Below are 24,723 nucleotides of genomic sequence, written 5' to 3'. Positions count from 1 at the left end.
GGATGCTTCAAGGTGATGTCCCCGAGCGGGACCTGGCAGCGTTCGTCCTGCCCGAGTTAGGCAGGCTGCACGAGACCGACAATCAGTGGGCGCCGTACCAGTTACTCGACCAGGATGGCGTTGTTGTCGACCCCGTCCGGGTCTTCTTCGCCGAGCTGCAGGCAGAGGGCAAACCTGCCTCCACTGTCCGTTCGTACGGCATGGACCTGCTGCGCTGGTGGCGGTTCCTATGGGCTCTCGACATCGAGTGGAACCGGGCAACGCGTATGGACGCACGGGACTTCACCCGGTGGATGCAGATCGCGAACAAGCCGCAGCGCCTGCACTGGCGACACCGGAAGGCGGGCTACTCCGAGGAGACGGCGCCGAAGCCGCGGATGACCCGAAAGAAGATCCCCGGTACCCCGAACGCCATCACGGGCAAGGTCTCACCCAGCCCGCAGTACGCCGCGAGGACGCGCGGGCACTGCGAAACCGTGCTCCGCACGTTCTATGACTTCCACCGGGATGAGGGCACTGGGCCGATCATCAACCCGTTTCCGCTCGACCGTTCGCGTCGCGGGGGCCGCGCGAACGCCCACCACAAGCCTGACAGGCCCTTTGGCCAAGAGAGGACAGGCCGCTACCGGCCGACCATCCCGAAACGTGCGCCTCGGCGCATCCCGGACGAGATGTTCAACGCGCTGTTCGCCGCCCTCCGACACAACCGAGATCGCGCTCTACTGGCCTTCTGGGTTTCCAACGGTGCCCGCGCCGAAGAACTGCTCACCAGTCGGCAGCGCGATGCCCTCCCCGGACAGCAGTTGGTCGGCGTAATCCGAAAGGGAACACGCGCCTACCAGCAGCTTCCCTGCTCAACCGACGCCTTCGTCTGGCTGCGCCTCTACCAAGAGGAAACACGGCGAAACGACATCCCGCAGGGCAAGAACCTGCCGTTGTGGTGGACGCTGAGGCGGCCCTGGCGACCGCTGAACTACGACGCGGCGCGCGCGATGTTCAACCGGGCCAACGATCTCCTCGGGGCAAACTGGACGCTCCACGATCTACGCCACACCGCGTCCTACCGGCTCGCCCGCGACCCCAACATGCCTCTGACCGACGTCCAATGGGTCCTCGGTCATGCACATCTGACGACCACACAGCTCTACCTTCCGGCCAGCCAGGACGAAGTGATCGAACGCGTCCGCGCTCATCATGCACGCCGGGCAGAGCAGCGTGACCGGCCGCCAGCGCCACCGGCCCCCGGCTACAACTCCGATTCGCTGAAGACTCTCTTCGGGAACTCATGGTGACGGGCACTGAGACCTTGCGCGCTCCGGCCGCCATCCGAGATGCACAGCCACTCGCCGGCGAGGCTCTGCGGGCCGCCAAGAAGCGTTTCCCGCCGCGGCTTTACGAGGACGCCTGGCCTGCCACCAGCCAGTCCTACGAGGAGGTCGTGGCTCGACTGAACCGGCCTCCGCTACGGGCCGCGAGCGAGTCCACCCACTTCTACCGGCGCCGGGGCGCAACGCTCATTCTCCGATGGCTCCTGGACCAGCCGGGCGCCACCTGGCAACAACGGTGGAATGCGACTCCGGCCGCAAGCTCGACCGGGGCGCAGTGGAACGAGCTCAACGCTAGCTGGGTCGGCTACGACGCGGCGAATGCGAACGGCATCCTGAACACGGGCCTGTTCGCCCTGGTCTGCGCCGATGTGCTCCGGCCGTCGCTCCACTGGCAGCTCACCCGGACCTCGACCAACCTGCGTGCCATCATCTGCCAGTACCGTGACCCTGAGGGATTTGCCCGCCTTCAGGAGTCGGTGGGGCCAGAAGCGTGGTCCTCTCACCTCGGCATTCTCGCCAAGAACGTGCTGGTCAAGCTGGTCATCGCCAAGGGCGGGGGTCTGGCCGACATCAATGTCGGAGACGCCATTGAGTACATGGAGGCGCATCGAGCTCAGCGGGCCACGTCGGGCGGTCAAAGCCTGTTCTACTCCTGGCTGAAGGACCTGGGTCACCTGCCACCCGACGCGCCCGTGTCACTGAGGCTCCTGCACCGAACGTCCGGCCAGGTCTCGGTCGAGCAGCTCGTCGACCGCTACCGGCCGCAGTCCAAGCCCATCCGGGACCTGCTGGTCGAGTACCTCAAGGAACGCCAGCCCACCATGGACTACACGTCCTTGGAGGACGCGTCACGGACGCTCGTGCGGAACTTCTGGTTGCAGATTGAGCGCATCCAGCCCGGCATCGACACACTCCGGCTGCCGCCTGAAGTCGTGAGTGCATGGAAGCAGGTCAGCCGGACGAAAGTCACGCGCCGCCGGCTGCCCGATGGCACGGTCCATGAGGCAGTAACGGAGCGTGCCAACTACGGCAGCCTCATGATCGGAGTTCGAGCCCTATACCTTGACCTGGCCCACTGGGCCGTCGAGGAACCAGAACGCTGGGGCCCGTGGGTTGCTCCCTGTCCGGTCAGCGCCGCCGATGCCAGTACCTCCAAGCACCAGAAGCGCCGCAAGGCGAAGATGGACCAGCGCACCCGTGAACGACTGCCCGCGCTGTCCACTGTTGTCCGCGCCGCCAGGGCGAACTGGACGGAGGCCCGGGAGGGGATGGAGGCTCTGCAGGCCGCCCCGCTCGGCGGTCAGTTCACGTTCAGGGGCAGAACATACACGCGCCAGAAGACGGACTCGTCGACTCCGTTCCGGGCCTACGACGAGTCCGGTCGGCGTGTCCATCTGGGGCTGGTCGAGGAGCGGGCGTTCTGGGCCTGGGCCACGATCGAGTTCTTGCAGCACACCGGCGTCCGGATCGAGGAGATGCTGGAGGCCAGCCATCACGCCCTGATCCAGTACAAGCTGCCCACCAGTGGTGAAGTCGTGCCTCTCCTGCAGGTCGCTCCCTCGAAAACCGACGAGGAACGGCTTCTCCTGGTCAGCCCAGAACTGGCCGACGTGCTCAGCACGATCATTGCCCGGGTCCGTGACCCTCGAACAGGTGCGATCCCGATGCTGCCCAACTACGACGTTGCGGAGAAGATCTGGAATCCGCCGATGCCGCTGCTGTTCCAGTGGACATACGGAGGCCAGCGCACACCGGTGTCCCGCCAACTGATCCGCAACGGTCTCAACGAGGTCCTGGAACGAACCGGGCTCACCGACTCCGCGGGCCAGCCTCTCGACTTCGCTCCGCACGACTTCCGAAGGATCTTCATCACTGACGCGATCCGCAGCGGCCTGCCGCCTCACATCGCGCAGGTCCTCGCAGGTCACTCCGATATCAACACCACGATGGGCTACAACGCCATCTACCCGGCAGACGCCATCGAAGCCCACCGCGCGTTCATCGCCCGTCGTCGATCGCTTCGTCCCAGCGAGGAATACCGGACCCCGACGAACGAGGAGTGGGACGCCTTCCTCGCCCACTTCGAGAAGCGCAAGCTCTCTTTGGGAACCTGCGCTCGGGCCTTCGGAACAGCATGCATCCACGAGCACGTTTGCGTCCGGTGCTCGCTCCTCCGGCCCGAGCAGTCCCAACGGGACCGCCTGATCGAGATCCGCGACAACCTACTCGATCGGATCGCCGAAGCTCAGCGTGAAGGCTGGCTCGGCGAAGTCGAAGGCCTTGAGATCAGCCTCGCCGGCGCCGAGGACAAACTGGCTCAGCTCGACACCGCTCTCAAACCCACGGTCATTCACCTGGGCCTGCCCACCTTCGCCAACATCGCCGGACGGACCTCCACACCGGCCGCGGACCAGCCTTGAATACTCGTAGCCGCCTCGAAGGAGGACCGCCTAGGCTCCAATCCATGCGCACTGTGTTCGTGTTCCCCGCAGGTGAGCGACCTGAGACCATCGCCTCACTTGATCGACACCTGAACCAGCAGCGCCATCCGTGGACTCTGGACGGCAGCCTCTACATCGACATCGACGACGAGCAGACCGGCTGCCTCTTCTCCGACTGGGACCCCGACGACGTGACGGTGCTCGAGGCGGCCGTCGAATACCACCCCACCTGGGCAGTGCAGATCGACATCTCCGGCCGGATCGACGCCACCGCAGAGGTTCACCAGATGATCGAGCTGCTACTCGAACGCGGAGGGGTGGCGATCGATGACTACTCCGCCCACCCCTGGACCCTGCAGGAAATCCAGTCCGGAACAGTCATCGACGGTCTGCGCTTCTTCGACTTCCGCGCCTACTACGAGCTCAATCGCAAGACCGGCCTCTCCTGACTCGACGAGCGCTCCAGTGTCGAACCGGTAGTTCGGAGAAGCCCCCCTCTGCCAGTCCTGCAACACACAGGAACGCCCCGACCACCTGTACAGCAACGACATCCGCGTGGCGAACCGCTACACACGCCTCTTCCACACCGCCACCGACGACTGGCTCCGCCACTGGCACCGCTGCCCCGGCTGCCGCGCACGCACCACCCTGCCCCTGCCGCACCTCGCCGCATGGACCGCCCACACAGCCTGCCGATCACTGCGCCCGACCCACCCCGCTTCCCGCGGGCGCAAGCCCTGCGGTGTCCTGCGCGTGTCCTGGACGGGCAGCCACCAGGCGCCCCGTTCCTGCCTGCTCACGGTCGCCGTCGACTTCTGCCCCTCCGGCGAGCACCGTGTCCTGGCGCGAGTCCCCTACCGCGAAGCCGCCGAGCGGTTTCGCACCTGGCTGGCCGAGACGGCCCCTGCCGTGGCCGCCGCGGCCGGTCCTGACCGCCTGGACGGCCTCCCTGCCCAGTTCCGGCCAGTCATCGTGGACACCAGCGGCGAGGGCCCAGCACTGTTCTGAGCGAGCATCGGGAGACCTGACGCCCCCACGTCACCTCGCAGCTGCCAGCCCCGACAGGGGCACCCCGCACGCCCCAGCGAAATGCGCAGCAGAGTCCGTACGGAACGGACGTCACCGAGTGGGAGGGATACGAGTTTCTCGCTGGGGCTCGCGAGTTACGCATGACGACCTACACAGACCAGCACGCGTCCATACGACCTGACTCGCAGGCAGAGGCTCAGTACCGTGTCGACTGCATGCGTGGCCGTGCAGAGCAGTGACCCTGGCACTGGAAAGGGATCATGTAGCCCTCGCGAACGCCGCGACACTCAGGCGTTGTAGCCCTTCCGTTTCACTCCGGGCCCCGATTCCCAGCGATCTGCGCCACCCGCAGGTCTGTCCGCAGTACAGCCAGCGACTTCCGCGCCGCCTCTTTCTCGGAGGCTGTCGGCTTCTCGTCCGGGCTGGCCGCCGGCGCCGTGCGCACCGGTTTCACGGTGCGCCCGAGCCAGGCGAAGGCGGAGCATGCCCTGCCGCTCTTCTCCGACGATAAGCCCCTGACGTTTTCCGGTTGGACTTCCCTCGGCCCGGCATTCGCCCACGGCAGACGAGAAATAGCCCCGAAGGACTGGAACCTTCTCTGGGACTATGTCAACGTACAACGTCCCCGAAAAACACCAGGTCAGTGATGGGATTCAGGATTCCGGGCCGACATGCAGGTCGGCCATGCCGGAGGCCGGTACCTCGTGCTGCTCGGCCTCATCGCAGAGGCCCGACCCAAGGAGTACCCCCTGTCGAATGCCGCTCTCCGATCCGTCCGATTCAACGCCCCCATCCGCTTGGCACTTGACGCCCTGAACGTATGGACCACATCGGAGCGAGAGGATTACGACGCTCATCCACGGTGCTGTTTCTTTGCGTCTGTGCGATCGGGTTGGTCGGCGAGGACTTGCTGCAACGTAGCTATCGCCGGGACCGAGTGGTCCTCGCGCGCATCGCGACACGTCTGGAGCCCCACCTTGGTACATAGCCCGAGCCGTCGGCGCTCCCGAGTGCATCGTTGCGCACGATTTGGACTGGCTAATTGACGGCGGGCTCCGGGTGCTCGTGACGGACGGCGCGACCCCGTTGTCCGATCGCACCGGCTGGTCCCTGAGTTTCGTCCGCTGGCGATCGTCCGTGAATTTCCCTGTGGGGCGCACAACATAGACCACGATCGCCGGTTGGCCAAACCGGCGATCATGAAGACCATTGAGGGTGTTCGCAGCGGCTGTGCTTGGCGGTGGAGTCGTTCGGACACTATGGCCCTTCATGTCGGCGCCCTGCAGCCCCTGTAACTGACAGCGCCTGCCCATCAGCTGTGGCGGAGTGGGTACAAGTCGCGCTGCCGCTTGGGTGGCCGACAAATCCGGAATGCCCGAGGAAGGCATCAATGGCTCGTCCACCTGCGCTCAAGCTTGCCGAAGTCCTAGCGGAAATCCGCATGAGCGCATCGGCCTTCTACCGCCTACGCGCTCGCGGTCAGGCTCCCCGAATGATCAAGCTACCGAATGGTGAACTGCGCTGCCGCCGCGCTGATCTGGATGCGTGGTGGGAGGCGTGTGAAAGGGATACGCCTGGATGGCTATGAGTTATAACGTCCGCTTCTGGGACATACGCGAGCGTTCTGATCGGCGCAAGCCTTTCCAGATCCGGTGGACGGTCAACGGGTGCGAGAAGTCCGCGTCCTTCATCACGTTCGCGCTTGCTGATAGCCGGCGCGCGAAGCTGATGACAGCGGCGCGCGAGGGTGAGCCTTTTGATGAGCACACCGGTCTGCCCGCATCTGAGTTGCGGGCCATCAAGCAGCGGACTACGTGGTACGACCTGGCGCACGAATACATCGAGCAAAGATGGGAGCGTACTCCAGGGAACACCCGCCGCACCCTGGCCGATGCCTTCGCTACCATCACGCCCGCCCTGGTGCACCCCGGCGCAACGTATTCCGATCCGCGGGTACTGAGGCGTGCCCTGTACTCCTGGGCATTCAACAAGAACGCCTGGCAGCGCGAACCCGACGAGGAGTGGCTCCACGCGCTGGACTGGATGAAGCGGAACTCTCTGCCTGTCAGCGCCCTTGCGGATGCGGATGTTCTGCGCAGGGCCCTCGATGCTATGTGCCGCAAGCTGGACGGCAAGGCGGCTGCGGCCAAGACAGCTCGACGCAAAAGGGCTGCGTTCAACGAAGCTCTCAACACTGCTGTGGAGAAGAGGTACTTCGCGGAGAACCCCCTCAACGGGATCCGGTGGAATGCGCCGGCGGTCAATGAGGAGGTGGATCCGGCTGCCGTTCCGAATCCGGCCCAGGTGCTTCGGCTACTCGAGGCTGTTGCCGGCCAGTCGGGGCGGGGGCGTCATCTTGAGGCGTTCTTCGGCTGCATGTACTTCGCGGCCATGCGGCCCGCTGAGGTCATCCATCTTCGGATCGAGCAATGCCACTTGCCGAAGACCGGATGGGGAATGCTCAACCTTTCGGGCGGGGTCGTCACGTCCGGCAAGGAGTGGACTGACGACGGTGAGGTGCACGAGGTGCACTCGCTCAAGCGCCGCGCGGCAAGCGCGACGCGGCCTGTGCCCATCCCACCGCAGTTCGTACGCATGCTGCGTGCCCACGTGGAATGCTTCGACGTGGCACCTGATGGCCGACTCTTCCGGAACGAGGCTGGCAACTACGTCGACGCTGCCGCATACGGCAAGACGTGGGCGCGGGCCCGGGAACACGCCCTGACTCGCCCGGAGCGCACCTCTGGCCTAGCTAAGCGACCTTACGATCTCCGGCACGCGGGGATCTCGTTCTGGCTCTACTCCGGAGTAGACCCGGCCGAATGCGCCCGCCGCGCCGGCCAAAGCATCGAGGTTCTCTTCCGTCACTACGCCAAGTTCCTCGACGGCGTTCGAGAACAGGCGAACCGCCTCATCGAGCAGTCGATGCAGGAGTGGGGGCGTGTCAGCCAAGGCGAAGCAACCGAGGGCTGAAGCGTGGGTTTGGTCCGTGACTGGTCCGGAAGTACTGGTCAGGAGCGGTACAGGTGTGGGAGGAACTGGGAGTTAGCACGCAAGCCGGGCTCGGCCGAGAGCAGGCTGAGGGAAAGGCGCCTGACGGGTGAAAGACCAGGTCAGGCGCCTTTTTTCGTGCGTCTAGAAGAAGCCCAGCTTCTTCGGCGAATACGACACAAGGAGATTCTTCGTCTGCTGGTAGTGCTCCAGCATCATCTTGTGGTTCTCGCGGCCGATTCCGGACTGCTTGTAGCCACCAAATGCGGCATGTGCCGGATATGCGTGGTAGCAGTTCGTCCAGACGCGGCCGGCCTGGATGGACCGGCCCGCCCGGTAGGCGGTGTTGATGTCCCGCGTCCACACACCCGCGCCGAGCCCGTACAGAGTGTCGTTCGCGATCTTGATGGCGTCGTCGAAGTCGTCGAACGACGTCACCGAGACGACCGGGCCGAAGATCTCCTCCTGGAAGATCCGCATGCGGTTGTCGCCCTCGAAGATCGTCGGCTGGACGTAGTAGCCGCCCTTCAACTCTCCGTCGTGCTCGATGCGTTCACCGCCGGTGAGGACCTTGGCGCCCTCCTGCCGGCCGATGTCCAGATAGGAGAGGATCTTCTCGAGCTGGTCGTTGGAGGCCTGGGCGCCGATCATCGTGTCGGTGTCGAGCGGGTTCCCGGGCTTGATGAGCTCGGTGCGGGCGACCGCCGCCTCCATGAACTCGCGGTAGTGGCCGCGCTGGACGAGGGCGCGCGAGGGACAGGTGCACACCTCACCCTGGTTGAGCGCGAACATCGTGAAGCCTTCGAGCGCCTTGTCGCGGAAGTCGTCGTTCTGCGCCCACACGTCGTCGAAGAAGATGTTCGGGGACTTCCCGCCCAGCTCCAGCGTGACCGGCTTGATGTTCTCCGAGGCGTACTGCATGATCAGCCGCCCCGTGGTGGTCTCACCCGTGAACGCGACCTTCGCCACCCGCGCACTGGACGCCAGGGGCTTGCCCGCCTCCACGCCGAAGCCGTTGACGATGTTCACCACACCCGGCGGGATCAGGTCCGCGATCAGGCTCATCCAGTAGTGGATGGACGCCGGTGTCTGCTCGGCCGGTTTGATGACCACGGCGTTGCCCGCCGCCAGCGCCGGAGCAAGCTTCCACACCGCCATCAGGATGGGGAAGTTCCACGGGATGATCTGCGCGACCACGCCGAGCGGCTCGTGGAAGTGGTACGCGACGGTGTCGTCGTCGACCTCGCCGAGCGAGCCCTCCTGGGCGCGGATCGCACCCGCGAAGTAGCGGAAGTGGTCGATCGCGAGCGGGATGTCGGCCGCCAGGGTCTCGCGCACCGGCTTGCCGTTCTCCCAGCTCTCGGCGACCGCCAGCTTCTCCAGGTTCGCCTCCATCCGGTCGGCGATCTTGAGCAGGATGTCGGCGCGCGCGGTCACGGAGGTGCGACCCCAGGCGGGGGCCGCCGCGTGCGCCGCGTCGAGCGCGCGTTCCACGTCCTCGGCTGTGCCTCGCGCGACCTCCGTGAATGGCTGCCCGTTCAACGGACTCGGGTTCTCGAAGTACTGCCCGCGAGCCGGCGGAACGTACTCCCCGCCGATGAAGTGGTCATACCTCGCCTGGTAGGAGACGATCGCGCCCTCGGAGCCGGGCGCCGCGTAACGGGTCATGCTGTCTGCCTCCCGGAGAAGCGCTGCCCGCCGTTGGGCAGCTCTCGCCGCGAGGCTAGGAACCCGGACGTTGCAACGACGTTGCGCGTCCCCGTAACCGCCCTCCCCGCCCCGCAGGTGGAACGTGCCTCCTCCGTCAGCGCGGCTCCGGTCGCCTACGGCCCTTCCGCGCGGAGCGCGCCCATCCGGCCGGTGCGGCCTGCTCGGACTCCAGCTCCGCCAGGCGCGCGTGTACGGCCGCTGCCGGGCGCACCGCGGACAGGGCCCGCCAGACGTCGAGATCGTCATCGCCCCACGGCGCACGGGCCCAGTCGGCCAGCAGATCGGGGTCCCGCCGGGCGATCAGCGCCGTCCGCAGCCCGTCGGCGAGCCTTCGCCGCAACCGCACCACCGCGGGCGCCGTCGACCCCGGCAGCAGCGGACCGGCGTACACCGCCGCGGCCGCCGTCACCGCGCCGGTACCGAGTCGTCGCTCCACCACCGTCACGTCGGTCTCGACCGGCCGGGTGAGCCGGTAGGGACGCGAGCCCAGCAGGCCAGGACCGAGGATTCTGCGCAGCCGCGCCAGCTCGGCGCGCAGCGTCACCGGCGTCACCGACTCGTCCTCGTACAGCGCGCACAGCAACTCGTCGCCCGTCAGGCCCTCCGGATGACGGGCCAGCAGGACCATGATCTCGCTGTGCCTGCGGCTGAGTCTGATCTTCCGTCCCTCCGCGACGAGTTGAGCCTCGTCGCGCCCCAGCGCGGTCAGTTCGAGGGCGCCGGCCATGGCCTGCGGCGGTGCGAGCAGGGCCAGATGGGCCTCGGCGGCCCGTGCCACCGCCTGCACGAAGGCGAGGCTGTGCGGATGCGCGAGCCCGTCCCCGCCCGTGATGTCGACCGCGCCGAGCACCCGCCCGGTGCGCGGATCGTGCACCGGGGCCGCCGCGCAGGTCCACGGCTGCACCCGCCGGATGAAGTGCTCGGCCGCGAACACCTGCACCGGACGGTCCACGGCGACCGCCGTGCCCGGCGCGTTCGTACCGACCGCCGTCTCCGACCACCGCGCGCCCGGCACGAAGTTCATCCGTCCGGCCTGCCGCCGCGTCCCCGGATGGCCCTCGACCCACAAGAGCCTGCCCTGCGCGTCGCACACCGCCAGAAGGTGCTCCCCGTCCGCCGCGAACGTCCCCATCAGCTCACGGAACAGCGGCATCACCCGGGCGAGCGGATGCTCCGCCCGGTAGGAACCGAGTTCCCCGTCCATGAGCTCCACGCTCGCGCTGCCGTCCGGGACGACGCCCGCCCGAGCCGAACGCCGCCACGAGTCCGCCACCACGGAGCGCACCGGCCGCGGCACCGTCCCGGCCTCGGTGAACGACTCGTACGCGCGGCGCAGCAGCCGAACCCGCTCGGCGGGGTCGGTCCCCGGTTCCAGGGCCACCCAAGGATCGGTCAACTCGGCCTCCCGGAAGGCGATGCGGCTGGGTCCCATCGTCACTCCCGGTGCGGGCCCCGACAACCCGTGTGACGCTCACCTTCCGGTCGGCGCGTCCGGTCGGGCCTCGCGGCGCGCCCGCCCGGGCTCACCGCGAGGCTTCCGGGGTCAGGCGAAGTTGACGAGCCTGATGTAGCGCGTCCAGTCCCAGTTCGGACCGGGATCGGTGTGATCCGTGCCCGGCACTTCGTAGTGGCCGAGGATGTGGGCGCGGTCCTTGGGAATCCCGTACTGGTCGCAGATCGTGGCGGTGAGCCTGGCCGACTCCTCGTAGAGGGCGTTGGTGAAGTAGGCGGGCTTGTCCACCCAGCCCTCGTGCTCGATGCCGATGCTTCTGGTGTTGTAGTCCCAGTTGCCCGCGTGCCAGGCGACGTTGCGCTCTCTCACGCACTGGGCGACATGGCCGTCGGCCGAGCGCACGACGTAGTGCGCGGACACCTGCTTCTGCGGATTCTGGAAGATGGCCAGAGTGTTGGCGTACGTCGCCTGGGTGACATGGATGATCACGTAGTCGAGCTGATAGCTGTCGGGGCGGTCGGACGCCGTGTAGTTGGAGCTGGTCGCCGGGATCCACTCGGCGTCCGGATAGTCGACGGCCGCGGTCTGCGCCGTCGCCCTGACATCGGGGAGTAACGCGTAGGGGAGGGCGGCGAGGGCAGCGCCCTTGAGCAGCCGCCGCCGGCTCGGGAACGACCGTGCTCGCTCCATGGAGTGCTGGCCTTTCGTCGGTGGGGGTGGGGTGGGGTGGGGCCGTGAGGATGGATGGTGGGGGACCGGACGCGGAGTCGGAGAGCCGGTCCGGGCTCCGCGCGGGTCGCGCGATCAGTACCGGAGTGCCGCGGCCGTCTCGCGCAGTCGGGCGTGCAGTCCGCGGTGGGTCTCACGCGCGGGCAGCCATTCCTTGCGCAGCTTGGCGACGCACGTGTAGTTCGTGTCGCAGACGTTGGCGAGGGGTGACTCGACCGTCTGCGTCGCGAACTGGTACGCGTCCAGCTCGCTGAACCCGTAGTCGCGCACCAGCCACCGCACGAGGTCGAGCTGGGATATCCGGAAGGCGTCCTCCAGAGGCCGTGCCGAGCCGGTCGAGATGATGTGGGTGTCGGACTCGATGCGCGGCCACGGGGTGGCGACCCCCTTGAGGAGCTCGACGATCACCACCGTGTTCATCGCGCACTCGACGGCGACTCCGCAGGTCTCGCCCTCACCCTGCCGGGCGTGCCCGTCACCGAGACTGAGCAGGGCCCCCTCGACGTTCACGCCGAGATAGCAGGTCACCCCGGCCCGCATCTCCGGCGTGTCCATGTTCCCGCCGTGCGCGTCGGGCACCAGGGCGGAACGCACCTCCAGGTTCGCGGGCGCCACACCGACGGTGCCGTGCATCGGATCCATCGGCAGCTCGATCCGGATGTCGCTGTCCCGCGCGCTGAACAGCGCGGTTCGCCGCTCCCGGTCGAGCCGCCAGATCCACACGGTCTCCGGCAGCGGCGGCTGAAGCGTCGCGGTGGTGTGCGTGGAGGTCAGGGCCCCGAAGAGGGGGACCGTCGTCGACGCCGCCCAGTCCCGGGCCGGCTCGATCGAGACGAAGTGGACCGCGACCGTGTCACCCGGCTCCGCCCCCTCCACATGGAAGGGGCCCGTCTGCGGATTGAGGAACGGGAACGCGCACACCTCGGACACCAAGTCCTTCTCGGAGCGCACCCGTCCGGCGAAGCAGTCCTCGGTGTAGAGATCCAGCACGGTGCCCGGCGCGATGCGTGCCACGGGCGGTGCGCCGCCGAACGTCCAGGCGAACTCGCCCGGCTCGGGCCGCACGGTCAGGATCCGGGGGTCGCTCATGGCTGCACAGCTCCGCTCTGCCGAGGGGCGGGGGTGGACATCTCGAGGTGGACACGGGCGGTCCCGGCTATCCGCCCGGGGTGGCGGAGCAGGATGATCAATATCACGACACCGGCCGGCATCCGGACCGCCACGACCGGCCCCGCGTACGACACGAGCCCGGTCGGCCCGGTCGGCCCGGTCGGCCCGGTCGGGAGGCCGAAGGTGCGCAGGCCCGCGGACCTCGGCGGGGCGATGGCGATGGCGATGGCGATGGCGATCGCACCAGGCAGGTACAGGACCCGAATCCGGCCCAGGAAGAAGGCCGTTCGCGTGGCGACGGTGGCTCGCGCTTCGGCATCGGCGATCGTCGAGCCGACCACCGTGCGAAACACGAGCATCCAGAACAGCGTGTCCGACATGTGCCCCCCGATCCGCCCGGAACGCGGCCATCGGTAGGACGGCTGCGCCTCGCGTGAATTACGGTACGGCGCCCGCCGGTTGGGCAGGAAGGGCGAGGTGTGGGTCGGTGGACAGCCCGCCGATTGTGGACAAGACGATCACCCGCAAGGGGGAACGGCTCGGCTTCCGCCGGTTACGACCGCCCGGCCACCGCCGCCGGGTCGTCGAGGACCCCTCGCACCACCGAGTGGGCCGCACCCAGCAGAGGTCCGTCGGATCCCAGCCGGGAGACGGAAACGGCGCAGGCGGGTCCCGCCGTGCGTCGCGCCAACTCGCCCTCCAGCGACGGAAGCAGCCACGGTGCGAGACCGGCGAGCGCCCCGCCCAGCACGACCGTCTCCGGGTCCAGCAGGTTGACCGCCCCCGTCAGAGCGATACCGAGCGCGGTTCCGGCGTCGCTCAGGGCACGGCGTACGTCCGGATCGCCCGCGGCCGCGCGCCGGCCCAGCAGCCCGACCCGGTCCTCGCCGAGTTCCAGACCGGCGGCACGCAGCACGGCTTCCTCGCCCGCGTACTGTTCGAGGCACCCGCGTCCACCGCAGGGGCACTCCGGTCCCTCCGGCCGTACGGGCACATGGCCCAATTCGCCCGCGAAACCACGGGTCCCGCGCAGCAGCCGCCCGTCCACGAGCACCGCGGCGCCGATGCCGATCTCCGCGGACACGTGCAGAAAGTCACGTGGGGTCGCGTCACCGAGCCAGAGCTCCGCGAGACCGCCGAAGTTCGCCTCGTTGTCCACGGTCAGTGGCAGTTCCGAGGGCAGCAGCGCGCCGAGGTCCGCGTCGTGCCAGTCGAGGTTGGGGGCGCGGACCACGGTCCGGGCGTCGCGTGCCACGAGTCCGGGGACGGCGACGGCGAGGCCCGCGGGCCACAGGCCCTCCCGCTCGGCCTCGGCGACGACCTGGCGTATCAGCGTGGTCAGCTCGCGGATCACCGGCTCGGCCGGCCGTCCGCGGTTCGTGCCGTGGCGTACCGCCCGGGCCCGCACGGCGCCGCGGAGGTCGACCGCGCATACCGCGAGATGGTCGACGCCCACCTCCGCGCCGATTCCGGCGGGACCGTGCCCGCTGACGGCGAGCGCGGAGCCGGGACGCCCCACTGTGCCCGGCCGCTCGGGCCCCAGTTCTTCGAGGAGCCCCGCGCGGATCAGCTCGTCGACCAGCGTCGAAACGGCCGCCCGGGTCAGACCGATGTGGGAGGCGACGGCGGCCCGCGACAGCGGTCCCTCGGCGCTGACGGTGTGCATGACCCGGGAGAGGTTGCGGCGGCGCATGCCCTGCTGGGTGTCGGGCAGTCGCCGGCCGGAACCGGTGGGGTGGGCCTCGTGCAGCGGTGCGGTCATGCCTCCGTCGATCCTCGTCCGGCCGTTCCCGTCGGCCTCTCTCGGTGCCGGTCCCCACCAGGCGGTCTCTCGTCGTGAGAGGCCCGGTGGGTGGCCCCGCAGCCGGGCCCGCTCACGCGGGACCGGCACTCGTGGGAGCAGGTCCCACCGGGGCGGCCTGGTCGATCCTGGTCAGTTCCTGTTCGGCTCCCGTTCGAGCAGCGGGGCCGCGTCGGAGAGTACCCCGGTGATCCTCGCGAGCGTCTCCTCGTCCCGCTCCACGGCGTCGAGCACCGGCCCGCGGGCGGTGCCCCAGCGCCGGGCGACCGCTGCCGGGTCCTCCCCGGTCAGTAGACCCGCCGCCTGGGCGGCGGCGCCGAGCGCGACCAGTTCCCTGGCCTCGGGCACCTGAACGGGCCGGCCCGAGAGCCGGCGTACGGTCTGCTGCCAGGCCTTGCCCCGGGCGCCGCCGCCGATCAGCAGCAACGGCGCCGAGCGGTCGGCGTCCGCGTCCAGCACCAGGTCCAGGGCGCCCAGCAGGGAGTGCACGGCGCCGTCGTACGCGGCCTGGAGCAGCTGCCCGCCCGTCGTGTCGTGCCGGAGCCCGTGCAGGAGTCCCGAGGCATGCGGCAGGTTCGGGGTGCGTTCGCCGTCCAGATAGGGCAGCAGCGTCACCGCGGCACCCGGCTCGACGGCCTCGCGGTCGAGGCCGAGCAGCGCGGCGACCCGGTCGACGGCCAGCGTGCAGTTCAGCGTGCAGGCCAGCGGGAGCCAGTGGCCGTGCGCGTCCGCGAACCCCGCTACGGTGCCGCTCGGGTCGGCGGGGCGGCGCGTCGAGACGGCGTACACCGTGCCCGAAGTGCCGAGGCTCACGACCGGCGTGCCGGGGCGCAGCCCGAGGCCGAGCGCGGCGGCCGCGTTGTCCCCGGTCCCGGCCGCCACCAGGGTGCCCCTGGAGAACGGGAGCTCACCCTTGGCGTGCACCGTTCCGGCCACCTCGCCCGGCCGGACGACGCGGGGGAGCAGGGCGGGGTCGAGACCGATGTGGGCGAGGACCTCCTCGTCGTACGCCTCCGTCCCGGACGCCCACCAGCCGGTGCCCGAGGCGTCGCCGCGGTCGGTGGTGCCCTGCCCGGTGAGTCGTTCGGTGAGGTAGTCGTGGGGCAGGCGGACCGCCGCTGTCGCCCGGACGGCGTCCGGCTCGTGTTCGGCCAGCCAGGCCCACTTCGTGGCCGTGAAGGACGCGGCCGGCACGCTGCCGGTCCGTTCGGCCCAGGACTTCGGGCCGCCGAGCTCCTCGACCAGCCGACGCGCCTGCGGTGCCGAGCGCACGTCGTTCCACAGCAGCGCGGGGCGTACGGGTTCGCCCCGCGCGTCGAGCGTCACGAGGCCGTGCTGCTGCCCGCCGATCGACACCGCCGCGGCCTCGTGCGCGGCGTCACCGCACTGGCGCAGCGCTTCGCAGAGCGCGTCCCACCACTGGCGGGGGTCGCTCTCGCGACCCGCACCGGTGGAGACGGTGTGCGGCGCATGTCCGCTCGCCACCACCTGTCCGGTCGACGCGTCGACGACCAGGGCCTTGGTGGACTGGGTGGATGAGTCCACCCCGACGACGAGCGGACCCTCGGCTGCTGACATCGGGCTCTCCCTCTTCCGCGGCTCCGCGGGATCTGTCCTGGTCACGGGGCTGTCCAGGCCGCCACGGCCCGGATCCCGCGCTTCGTCCCCGGACCGAAGTGACCAGGGATTCGTACTTCGTCTCTTCCCAGAGAAGCGTCCGCATACTAATTTGTAAACTGCCATGACGAAATAGTCGGAGCTAGCAAGGAGCCGCGGCATGAACTACCAGCCCACCCCCGAGGACAGGTTCACCTTCGGCCTGTGGACCGTCGGCTGGCAGGGAAGGGACCCGTTCGGCGACGCCACCCGGCGCGCCCTGGACCCGGTCGAGTCGGTGCAGCGCTTGGCCGAGCTCGGCGCCTACGGAGTGACCTTCCACGACGACGACCTGATCCCCTTCGGATCCTCGGACAGCGAGCGCGAGTCGCACATCAAGCGGTTCAGGCAGACCCTGGACGCCACCGGCCTCAAGGTGCCGATGGCCACCACCAACCTGTTCACGCACCCCGTCTTCAAGGACGGCGCGTTCACCTCGAACGACCGGGATGTGCGCCGCTACGCGCTGCGCAAGACCATCCGCAACGTCGACCTGGCGGTCGAGCTCGGCGCCGAGACGTACGTCGCCTGGGGCGGCCGGGAGGGCGCGGAGTCCGGGGCCGCCAAGGACGTACGCGTCGCCCTCGACCGCATGAAGGAGGCGTTCGACCTTCTCGGCGAGTACGTGATCTCCCAGGGCTACGACCTGAAGTTCGCGATCGAGCCCAAGCCGAACGAGCCGCGCGGCGACATCCTCCTCCCCACCGTCGGTCACGCCCTCGCCTTCATCGAGCGCCTGGAACGCCCGGAGCTGTACGGCGTCAACCCCGAGGTCGGCCACGAGCAGATGGCCGGGCTGAACTTCCCGCACGGCATCGCGCAAGCCCTGTGGGCGGGCAAGCTCTTCCACATCGACCTCAACGGCCAGTCCGGCATCAAGTACGACCAGGACCTGCGGTTCGGCGCGGGCGATCTGCGGGCCGCCTTCTGGCTGGTCGACCTTTTGGAGAGCGCCGGCTACGCGGGCCCGAAGCACTTCGACTTCAAGCCGCCGCGGACCGAGGACTTCGACGGCGTGTGGGCGTCGGCCGAGGGCTGCATGCGCAACTACCTGATCCTGCGCGAGCGTTCGGCCGAGTTCCGGGCCGACCCCGAGGTCCAGGAGGCGCTGCGCGCCTCGCGTCTGGACGAGCTGGCGCAGCCCACCGCGGCGGACGGCCTGGCGGGGTTGCTCGCCGACCGCGCCGCCTTCGAGGACTTCGACGTCGAGGCCGCGGCCGCGCGCGGGATGGCCTTCGAGCAGCTGGACCAGCTGGCGATGGACCATCTCCTGGGTGCGCGGGGCTGATCGGTTCGCTCCCCGGGTGCACGGACCCGCTCTCGGGCGGGTCCGGTCCGCCCTCTTCGGCTGTCGATCTTCGCGTGGAATTCACCGGAATCGTGCGATCCATGGCATGAGTCCGTATCAACTTCCGCACAGGGGTCGCGCCATGACCGGTTCGAGGCGACTCTTGGCGGTATGGCCATGCCGCCCGAACCGCGTCAGCCTCGATGGTCGCCGGGAGGCGCGCCGCCTCCTGGAGGTGATGTCCCGGACCCGCCGTCCGGGGTCTACGGCCCTCCGCCCTCGGGTGGTTACGGCCCGCCGTCCTCGGGTGGCTACGGTCCCCCGTCCTCAGGCGGTTACGGGCCCCCGTCCTCGGGCGGCTATGGTCCGCCCCCGGGTGGCTACGGCTCTCCTCCGGGGGGAAGCGGACCTCCCTCGGGGGACTACGGTTCGCCGTCACAGGGGGGCGACGGGCCTCCCGGGCAGGGCGGCGGGAGATGGCCGCCACCGCTGCCTCCGGGATCGCCTCCCGGACCGCCGGGCGGCCCCGGCGGTCATCGCGGAGGGCGGCGCCGCAACACCCTGGTCCTCGTCATCGCCGTGATCGTCGGCATCGGCGTCATCGTCGCCGTGGCGGTGGCGGCCACCGGCGGCGGCACCAAGGACAAGAAGACCCCCACCGAGAGCACGGGGCGGTCGCCGAGTCCCTCACTGAGTCTGCCGTCCGCACTGCCCTCGCTTCCCTCGGGCCTGCCCAGTGTCGTGCCCTCGCTCCCCTCGGACCTGCCCACCGAACTCGTACCCACCGAACTCGTGCCCACCGATCTGGAATCGTTCCTCCCGTCGCTCGCGGACGACGCAGTGCCCTACTACATGCTCCAGAAGGGCGATTGTTTCGACACGGACGACGGTCTGCCGGGGCAGGCGGTCAAGCGCCCGTGCACCGAACCGCATGACGCGGAGGTCGTGAAGGTCGCCGAACTCAACGGCGCCTACACGACGAACGCGGCCCTCAAGAAGGCCGCGTCCACGCTGTGTCAGGGGCCTCTGGAGCGAAAGGCGGCCGGGCAGGCCGCCGGGACGGTGCGGGACACGCTCGTGCAGTACCCGGACACCGGCGGCTACAAGATCGGCATCGACAAAGTCGCCTGCAGCCTGGCCGCGGACGTCGGCAAGGGCACCCACAAACTCACGAAACCGCTGAAGTGATCGGCACGCGCGCGTGGCCGCTGTCCGTCGTCCACGCCCGCGTGCCGAGCCCGAGGGGCCGGGATCAGATCCCGCGCGGCAGCCGTACGTAGGTGACGCTCGTCTCGACGCCGCTGTCCACGAGCCGGCCCTGCGCGTCGAAGGCACCGGTCCCGTCGGTCATTCCGAAGTCGTTGTCGTTGATGAGGGCGAGTGTGTCGTGGTCCACGCGCGCGACGCCCTCGATCTTGCCGGGGACCCCCGCGACGGCGCCCAGGTCGACGACGAGACGCTTGCCCAGCACCGGAACACCGACCGACGCGGGGTCGTCCAACTGCTCCAGGGAGGGAGATGTCGTGTCGCTGTCCCACGGGCCGCCGAGGATGTCCGCGTCACGCGTGAGCCGTACCGTCTGCAGCCGCGCCGCCTTGTCGGTGCGCTCCTCGACGAGCAGCCGGTCGCGGCCGACGGCCACCACGGAGGAGATCTTCAGCTCGGAGGTGTCGTCCTCGCTCGGGTCGACCACGTTCACCGGGTCGAAGCGGTACGCGTACTCGGCGGTCACGGCCCGCTTCTTGGGTGAGAAGCGCAGCAGCCGCGTCGTGCGCGAAGCGTCTCCCGCGTCTCCGTCCGGCAGCGAGAGCGGACTCTGCAGGGCCATCACCAGGTCGCCTCCGGGGAGTTGGGTCAGCCCTTCGAGGCCTCGGTTGATCTTCCGGTGGAGCAGAATCGCGGGCAGCGACTCGACGACCGGGTAGTCCGTGCCGGTCAGACCGAGCCCCTTGGGCACATGGCGCGTGAGCACCTTCCCGCGCGCGGAGACATGGATCAGCGACGGGCCGTACTCGTCGACGAGCCAGAACGAGCCGTCCTTCGCCCGCACGATGCCCTCGGTGTCCACGCCGTTCGGGTTGTACGCGAGCGGTGTCCGCGCGTCGTAGGAGTACGGCGCCTCGTCGCGTCCCGCCTGGTTGGACAGCCCGGTGACCGGCTTCCCGGAGGATGTGGTGATCGGGATCGCGTCGAGCACCGTCACGCTGTCACCGCGCACCCGGATCTTCACGATCGCCGGGTCGAAGCCCGGTACCGGGAACGTCCGTCGCTTCTTGCCGTCCACCTTGATCTGGCCGTTGGGCCCCCGGTCGGTGACCGTCCAGAACTCGCCCTTGCGTCCGGCCGGGTAGAGGTCGCTGCCGATGCCGCCGAGGTCGACACCGCGGTCGTCGTTCACCGTGCCGGGCAGCAGCGTGTCGCTGAACGCGCCGAGGGGCAGGTCTCCGAGCGTGGCGGTGCGCGTGACCCGCGGCTGGGCGGGTGCGGACGTCGCGCCGGCGGTGCCCGCCACCACGAAGGCGGCCAGCACGGCGAGCGGCATGCCCAGGGCGACGGATCGGTGGACGTGGCGCCGGCCGACGGCATGCGGGGACATCAGGCCTCCTGAGGCACAAGTTCGTTGACAGCGGCCAGAGTTGGCCCCGGCATCGAACGGCGGGCGACGTGAAGGTGAACGCCGGGCGTCAATCACTCATCGGGTCTTCCTCGGCCGTGGCGAGGGCGGTCGCCGGGTCCCTGACCGCCGGCCCCGCAGGGGTCCAGTGGCCCCGCTCCTTGCGGTAGGGCCACCACCTGCCGTCGTGTCCGAGCCGCAGCTGCGTGGAGGTCCCGAGCGCCGTCCAGCGGTTGTGGGCCGCGCGCAGCCTCGGGCGTTCGCCCTCGTCCCAGGCCGCCTGCAGGGCGGCACGCGCGCGTGCCAGTGCTTCCCCGTCGACGAGCCACTCGTCCTCGAGGGCCGACAGCGCCGCGACACCCCCGTACCGCCAGGCCTGTACGGCGAGGCGCAGGTCCTCGCGTTCGCGCCCCGAGCCCGCGGCGAGCCGCCGGGCGGTCTCCTCGTCGGGGTCGCCCGCGGCCAGCCGGACCGCGTCCTGGGCGAGGGTCGGTGCCGCCTCCACCGGATGCGCCTCGTGTCCGGGCGACAGTGCCTCGGCCAGCAGTCGGTGTGCCTCGCCCACGGCCGCGGCGGCGACGAACTCCAGGGCGGCGGGATCGATTCCGGGAGCGGGCGCCGCGTCGGTGTCCAAGGACGGCGGATCTCCGGGCTCGCCGGGCAGGAGGGGAAGGCAGGGCAGCGGGGGCAGGATGTCACCGGCCGCGTACGCCTCGGCGGCGTCCACGCCTTCCTGAGGGTCGTCGCGCGGCTCGTGGACGGGCTGCCTGCCGCGCTCCTGGAGATCGTCCAGGAGGGTGCGTTCACCGCGCCCGCGCATCAGCAGCAGTACGAACGGATCCTGGTCGAGCAGCCGGGCCACCTGGTAGCTGAGCGCGGCCGTGTGGCCGCAGTGGTCCCAGGCGCCGCAGTCGCACTCCGCTTCGAGATCGCCGAGCCCCGGCAGGAGTTCGACTCCGGCGGCCGCCGCGTCCTCGACCAGGTGCGGCGGCATGTCGCGGTCGAGGAGCGCCGCGATGTGCCCTGCGCGCTCCACGGCCATGTCCAGGAAGCGTTCCCACTGCTCCCCGGACAGCTCCTGAAGCAGGACGTCCGCGCGATGGGCGGTGCCGTCACGGTCCTTGACCACGGCCGTGACCCGCCCGGGGCGCACCGACACCGCGCCGACCGCCCCGGCTCGCGCGAGCCGGCGCCCCGTCTTCAGCTGCCCCGAGTCCAGTGCCGCGTCCTCCAGGGCCGTCAGCCAGGCCCGGCCCCACCACGTCCGCGCGAAGCCCCGTCCGTGTGCGGGCGGCAGCGCGTCGAACGTGCGCTCATTGTCTTGATCCGTCATCGTGCGCCCCCTCGCAGTTCCACCAGGTCGGCCAGTTCCGCGTCGGTCAGCTCGGTGAGCGCCGCCTCGCCGGCGCCCAGGACGGCGTCGGCCAGGCGCTGCTTGCGGCGCAGCATGTCGGCGATGCGGTCCTCGATCGTCCCCTCGGCGATGATCCGGTGCACCTGGACCGGCCGGTTCTGGCCGATGCGGTACGCGCGGTCCGTGGCCTGCGCCTCGACGGCCGGGTTCCACCAGCGGTCGTAGTGCACGACGTGCTCCGCGCGCGTCAGGTTCAGCCCCGTGCCGGCGGCCTTCAACGACAGGAGGAAGACCGGGATCTCGCCCTCCTGGAAGCGCTCCACCATCGCCTCGCGTTCAGGGATGGGCGTTCCTCCGTGGAGGAACTGCGTCGGCACGGCACGCGCGCTGAGATGCAGCTCGATGAGGCGTGCCATCTGCACGTACTGCGTGAAGACCAGAACACTCGCCCCCTCCGAGAGGATGGTGTCGAGCAGTTCGTCCAACAGCTCCAGCTTCCCGGACCTGCCGGGAATCCTCGGCCCTTCCTCCTTGAGGAACTGCGCGGGGTGGTTGCAGATCTGCTTCAGGCCGGTCAGCAGCTTCACGATCAGACCCCGCCGGGCCATGCTGTCCGCGCCCGAGATCTCCGCGAGGGTCTCGCGCACCACTGCCTCGTACAGCCCGGCCTGCTCCTTGGTGAGCGCCACGGCACGGTCGGTCTCGGTCTTCGGCGGCAGCTCGGGTGCGATGCCGGGGTCCGACTTGCGGCGGCGCAGCAGGAACGGACGGACGAGCCGGGCGAGCCGCTCGGCGGCCGAGGGGTCCTTCCCGCCCTCGATCGCCTGCGCGTAGCGGCTGCGGAAGGTGCCGAGCCGGCCCAGCAGGCCCGGTGTCGTCCAGTCGAGGATCGCCCACAGTTCCGAGAGGTTGTTCTCCACCGGGGTGCCGGTGAGCGCCACGCGCGCGCGTGCCCCGATGGTGCGCAGCGCCCGCGCGGTCGCCGAGTACGGGTTCTTGACGTGCTGGGCCTCGTCCGCGACCACCAGCCCCCAGGCCACCTCTCCGAGCCGTGGCGCGTCGAGTCGCATGGTGCCGTACGTCGTCAGCACGAACTCGCCGTCGCCGAGGTCCTCCAGGCTGCGCCGGGAACCGTGGAAACGGCGTACCGGGGTGCCGGGGGCGAACCTCTCGATCTCGCGCTGCCAGTTGCCCATCAGGGAGGCCGGGCAGACGACGAGCGTCGGGCCCGCGGCCGATTCGTCGGTCTGCCGGTGCAGATGCAGTGCGATCAGCGTGATCGTCTTGCCGAGGCCCATGTCGTCGGCCAGACAGCCGCCGAGGCCCAGGGACGTCATCCGGGCCAGCCAGTTGAGGCCCCGGGACTGATAGTCGCGCAGGGTCGCGCGGAGCGCCGCGGGCTGCCCGACCGGCTGTTGTCCCTCAGGGTCGGCCAAGGCCTCCCGCAGCGTCGCCAGCCATCCCGTGGGCTCGACGTCGACCCGGGCGCCGTCGACCTCCACCGAACCCGTCAGAGCGGCGCTCAGCGCCTCGACGGGCGTGACCCGGCGGTCCCGCTGCGCCTGCGCACGGCGTACCTCCTCAGGGTCGACGAGGACCCACTGGTCGCGCAGGCGCACGATGGGACGGTTCGCCTCGGCCAGCCGGTCCAGCTCCTGCCGCGTGAGCTGCTGGTCGCCCAGGGCGAACCACCAGTTGAACGAGAGCAGGGCGTCCGCCGAGAGGAACGACGGGGCGTCCGAGGACGCTCCGGCTCCGGAGCCGTTCTCGCCGCCCGACGCGACCCCGCCCGGACCACCGGCGTCCTCGTGCGGGCCGACGACCGCCCGGGCCGTCAACTTCCGTGCGAGCTCCTTCGGCCAGTGCACGTCGACACCGGCGAGCGCCAGCAGTCGGGCGCCGGATCCGAGAAGTTCACCGGCCTCGTCGTCGGCGAGCTCGACGGAATCGGGCACGGCGGCCGAGAGCAGTGGAGCCAGGGGCGGCCAGGCCCGGACGGCGCGCCGCAGCGCGAGCAGGGCGTCCATCCGCGCGCGCGGGCCCAGGGGCGAGGACCCCGCCCACACGGCCGCGGCGTCCGCGACGAGAGCGGGATCACTGACGCTGTGCAGTTGCAGTACCACCCGGAACGGCATTCGCGTCTCCTCCGACACGGCCGACGCCAGCCCCGGCACCTCCACACGCAGAGAGATCCGTACGTCCGCGTCGTGAACCGCGGCCACCTCCCTGGCCCATGCGCGATGCTGCGGTACGCGCTGCGGCTCCGGCGCCGCGAAGGCCGGACCACCCGCCGCGATCGCCGCCGCCGGAGAACGCGGAAGGGCGTCGGCGACGGCGTCCAGGAAGGCACGCACCAGCCGTTCCGGATCGGGCAGCAGCGGTGGTTCGGTGCCCGCCACCGGCACGGCGTGCGCCTCCGGCGGCATCGAGGCGGCCAGTTCACGCACGCGCTCCAGGTCCTCCGCCCGCAGCGGGCCGGCGCGCCAGGCGTCATGGTCCTTGGCCGTGAGCCCGGGCAGCAGCAGCCCGCGAGCGGCGAACTGGAGGGCGAGGACGGCGGCCGCGCCCCAGAACGAGGTCGCCCGATGGGCGTGTGCGGCGGCACGCGCGCGCGTGAGGACCGGCAGGGCGTCCCGCACCGGCAGCAGCAGGGCCGGCACGGACACGGCTGCGACGCCTCCGCCCTCCGCGGGCAGGACCACCGTGATGTCCTCGGCGGAGCCGGACGCCACGACAAAAGGCCCGTCGCCCGTCGGGTGCCAGAACGCGATGCTGCCCGTACGCGACGGACCGGAGGGCACGAAAACGGCGCGGCGGCGCGCCAGCTCGGAGATCTCGGCGGGTGTGGCCGCGGGAATCCTCTGCTCAGCGATGATGCATTCCTCAAATTTGACTACTGGGGGCCGAGTCGCCGAGGTTACAGCACGCCCGGGGGCGTACGAGGACCAGTTCCGGCCATGATCCGCGGCTTTCGCGTGTACTTCCCGGACGCGTGTGTGACGGTCGGGCGCCACGCACCCGACCGTGCTCAACCCCTGGTGCGCGGGCGCTGCCTGGAGTTGGCTGTTCCCCGCGCTGGGACACGGGCTGTTCGACTCCCGCACGGTCCATGTTCCAGGGGCGCGAGGTCGGGGCTTCTCAGGGTCGCGTAGGGGGCACGCGTCAGGGACGTATCAGGGTCGCGGTCCGGAACCGTGGGACACGGGGACCCGTTCTCAG

General features: G+C 69.9%; 18 protein-coding genes. 8 read left to right on the top strand and 10 right to left on the bottom strand.

Features of this window, described 5'->3' with window-relative positions; all coding sequences use genetic code 11:
- The first annotated feature begins 2 nt into the window (after positions 1-2).
- The 6 genes from ACFWBT_RS01090 to ACFWBT_RS01065 all read left to right on the top strand — a co-directional run bounded on the left by ACFWBT_RS01090 (position 3) and on the right by ACFWBT_RS01065 (position 7,771).
- Positions 3-1,292 (top strand): tyrosine-type recombinase/integrase, encoded by a 1,290-nt coding sequence (locus tag ACFWBT_RS01090; RefSeq protein WP_385694258.1) that lies wholly within the window; start codon positions 3-5, stop codon positions 1,290-1,292.
- Entirely contained in the window at positions 1,286-3,748 is a 2,463-nt protein-coding gene (locus ACFWBT_RS01085; protein WP_385694255.1) for a tyrosine-type recombinase/integrase, read from the top strand. Before ACFWBT_RS01090 ends, ACFWBT_RS01085 begins: the two co-directional genes overlap by 7 nt.
- Positions 3,749-3,792: 44 nt before the next feature.
- On the top strand, positions 3,793-4,218 hold the full coding sequence (locus tag ACFWBT_RS01080; protein WP_385694252.1) for a hypothetical protein: 426 nt from the start codon (positions 3,793-3,795) through the stop codon (positions 4,216-4,218).
- 106 nt (positions 4,219-4,324) lie between these two features.
- Positions 4,325-4,777: a hypothetical protein gene (locus tag ACFWBT_RS01075; RefSeq protein ID WP_385694249.1), complete on the top strand. Its 453-nt coding sequence runs from the start codon at positions 4,325-4,327 to the stop codon at positions 4,775-4,777.
- A gap of 1,411 nt (positions 4,778-6,188) precedes the next feature.
- A complete protein-coding gene (locus ACFWBT_RS01070) occupies positions 6,189-6,386 on the top strand; it encodes a helix-turn-helix transcriptional regulator (RefSeq protein ID WP_385694247.1) in 198 nt (65 codons plus the stop codon).
- Positions 6,377-7,771 carry a tyrosine-type recombinase/integrase gene (locus tag ACFWBT_RS01065; RefSeq protein ID WP_385694244.1) on the top strand — a complete coding sequence of 465 codons (1,395 nt, stop codon included), beginning with the start codon at positions 6,377-6,379 and terminating at the stop codon, positions 7,769-7,771. Before ACFWBT_RS01070 ends, ACFWBT_RS01065 begins: the two co-directional genes overlap by 10 nt.
- A 162-nt stretch (positions 7,772-7,933) precedes the next feature.
- On the opposite strand, the gene ACFWBT_RS01060 is transcribed toward ACFWBT_RS01065, so the two are convergent.
- The 7 genes from ACFWBT_RS01060 to xylB form a co-directional block, all read right to left on the bottom strand.
- Positions 7,934-9,457, bottom strand: coding sequence for an aldehyde dehydrogenase family protein (locus ACFWBT_RS01060; protein ID WP_351127512.1), 1,524 nt, complete (start codon positions 9,455-9,457; stop codon positions 7,934-7,936).
- A 136-nt stretch (positions 9,458-9,593) separates the two neighbouring features.
- The gene (locus ACFWBT_RS01055; RefSeq protein WP_385694241.1) at positions 9,594-10,931 is read right to left on the bottom strand and encodes a GAF domain-containing protein; all 1,338 of its coding nucleotides are present in this window, start codon (positions 10,929-10,931) and stop codon (positions 9,594-9,596) included.
- A 111-nt stretch (positions 10,932-11,042) separates the two neighbouring features.
- The gene (locus ACFWBT_RS01050; RefSeq protein ID WP_385694239.1) at positions 11,043-11,642 is read right to left on the bottom strand and encodes an N-acetylmuramoyl-L-alanine amidase; all 600 of its coding nucleotides are present in this window, start codon (positions 11,640-11,642) and stop codon (positions 11,043-11,045) included.
- A 114-nt stretch (positions 11,643-11,756) separates the two neighbouring features.
- Positions 11,757-12,770, bottom strand: coding sequence for an acetamidase/formamidase family protein (locus ACFWBT_RS01045; protein ID WP_385694237.1), 1,014 nt, complete (start codon positions 12,768-12,770; stop codon positions 11,757-11,759).
- Positions 12,767-13,150 (bottom strand): hypothetical protein, encoded by a 384-nt coding sequence (locus tag ACFWBT_RS01040; RefSeq protein WP_385694235.1) that lies wholly within the window; start codon positions 13,148-13,150, stop codon positions 12,767-12,769. The genes ACFWBT_RS01045 and ACFWBT_RS01040 overlap by 4 nt, the downstream gene beginning before the upstream one ends.
- 194 nt (positions 13,151-13,344) lie before the next feature.
- Positions 13,345-14,553: an ROK family protein gene (locus ACFWBT_RS01035; protein ID WP_385694234.1), complete on the bottom strand. Its 1,209-nt coding sequence runs from the start codon at positions 14,551-14,553 to the stop codon at positions 13,345-13,347.
- Between the two features lie 171 nt (positions 14,554-14,724).
- A complete protein-coding gene (gene xylB, locus ACFWBT_RS01030) occupies positions 14,725-16,170 on the bottom strand; it encodes a xylulokinase (RefSeq protein WP_385694231.1) in 1,446 nt (481 codons plus the stop codon).
- A gap of 199 nt (positions 16,171-16,369) precedes the next feature.
- Between xylB and xylA the strand changes: the two genes are divergently transcribed.
- Together xylA and ACFWBT_RS01020 are read left to right on the top strand one after the other, a co-directional pair.
- Complete coding sequence (xylA, locus tag ACFWBT_RS01025) at positions 16,370-17,536, top strand: xylose isomerase (protein WP_385694229.1); 1,167 nt, start codon at positions 16,370-16,372, stop codon at positions 17,534-17,536.
- A 579-nt stretch (positions 17,537-18,115) separates the two neighbouring features.
- A complete protein-coding gene (locus tag ACFWBT_RS01020) occupies positions 18,116-18,724 on the top strand; it encodes a hypothetical protein (RefSeq protein ID WP_385694226.1) in 609 nt (202 codons plus the stop codon).
- Positions 18,725-18,788: 64 nt separating this feature from the next.
- Here ACFWBT_RS01020 and ACFWBT_RS01015 read toward each other — a convergent pair whose 3' ends face one another.
- From ACFWBT_RS01015 to ACFWBT_RS01005, 3 genes are all read right to left on the bottom strand, one after another.
- Positions 18,789-20,132 (bottom strand): esterase-like activity of phytase family protein, encoded by a 1,344-nt coding sequence (locus tag ACFWBT_RS01015; RefSeq protein ID WP_385694224.1) that lies wholly within the window; start codon positions 20,130-20,132, stop codon positions 18,789-18,791.
- Positions 20,133-20,220: 88 nt separating this feature from the next.
- A complete protein-coding gene (locus ACFWBT_RS01010) occupies positions 20,221-21,483 on the bottom strand; it encodes an SWF or SNF family helicase (RefSeq protein WP_385694223.1) in 1,263 nt (420 codons plus the stop codon).
- A complete protein-coding gene (locus tag ACFWBT_RS01005) occupies positions 21,480-24,380 on the bottom strand; it encodes a DEAD/DEAH box helicase (RefSeq protein ID WP_385694331.1) in 2,901 nt (966 codons plus the stop codon). Before ACFWBT_RS01005 ends, ACFWBT_RS01010 begins: the two co-directional genes overlap by 4 nt.
- Positions 24,381-24,723: the final 343 nt, after the last annotated feature.

The sequence above is a fragment of the Streptomyces sp. NPDC060027 genome (genome assembly GCF_042737005.1).
In the GTDB taxonomy this organism is placed as follows: domain Bacteria; phylum Actinomycetota; class Actinomycetes; order Streptomycetales; family Streptomycetaceae; genus Streptomyces.
Note: the sequence above shows the minus strand (reverse complement) of the source record. Positions and strands in the feature narration are given on the sequence as shown.

Coding starts and splice junctions, on each gene's coding strand:
- ACFWBT_RS01090 (WP_385694258.1), top strand. CDS start 3: ATGCTTCAAGGTGATGTCCCCGAGCGGGACCTGGCAGCGTTCGTCCTG.
- ACFWBT_RS01085 (WP_385694255.1), top strand. CDS start 1,286: ATGGTGACGGGCACTGAGACCTTGCGCGCTCCGGCCGCCATCCGAGAT.
- ACFWBT_RS01080 (WP_385694252.1), top strand. CDS start 3,793: ATGCGCACTGTGTTCGTGTTCCCCGCAGGTGAGCGACCTGAGACCATC.
- ACFWBT_RS01070 (WP_385694247.1), top strand. CDS start 6,189: ATGGCTCGTCCACCTGCGCTCAAGCTTGCCGAAGTCCTAGCGGAAATC.
- ACFWBT_RS01065 (WP_385694244.1), top strand. CDS start 6,377: ATGGCTATGAGTTATAACGTCCGCTTCTGGGACATACGCGAGCGTTCT.
- ACFWBT_RS01060 (WP_351127512.1), bottom strand. CDS start 9,457: ATGACCCGTTACGCGGCGCCCGGCTCCGAGGGCGCGATCGTCTCCTAC.
- ACFWBT_RS01055 (WP_385694241.1), bottom strand. CDS start 10,931: ATGGGACCCAGCCGCATCGCCTTCCGGGAGGCCGAGTTGACCGATCCT.
- ACFWBT_RS01050 (WP_385694239.1), bottom strand. CDS start 11,642: ATGGAGCGAGCACGGTCGTTCCCGAGCCGGCGGCGGCTGCTCAAGGGC.
- ACFWBT_RS01045 (WP_385694237.1), bottom strand. CDS start 12,770: ATGAGCGACCCCCGGATCCTGACCGTGCGGCCCGAGCCGGGCGAGTTC.
- ACFWBT_RS01040 (WP_385694235.1), bottom strand. CDS start 13,150: ATGCTCGTGTTTCGCACGGTGGTCGGCTCGACGATCGCCGATGCCGAA.
- ACFWBT_RS01035 (WP_385694234.1), bottom strand. CDS start 14,553: ATGACCGCACCGCTGCACGAGGCCCACCCCACCGGTTCCGGCCGGCGA.
- xylB (WP_385694231.1), bottom strand. CDS start 16,170: ATGTCAGCAGCCGAGGGTCCGCTCGTCGTCGGGGTGGACTCATCCACC.
- xylA (WP_385694229.1), top strand. CDS start 16,370: ATGAACTACCAGCCCACCCCCGAGGACAGGTTCACCTTCGGCCTGTGG.
- ACFWBT_RS01015 (WP_385694224.1), bottom strand. CDS start 20,132: ATGTCCCCGCATGCCGTCGGCCGGCGCCACGTCCACCGATCCGTCGCC.
- ACFWBT_RS01010 (WP_385694223.1), bottom strand. CDS start 21,483: ATGACGGATCAAGACAATGAGCGCACGTTCGACGCGCTGCCGCCCGCA.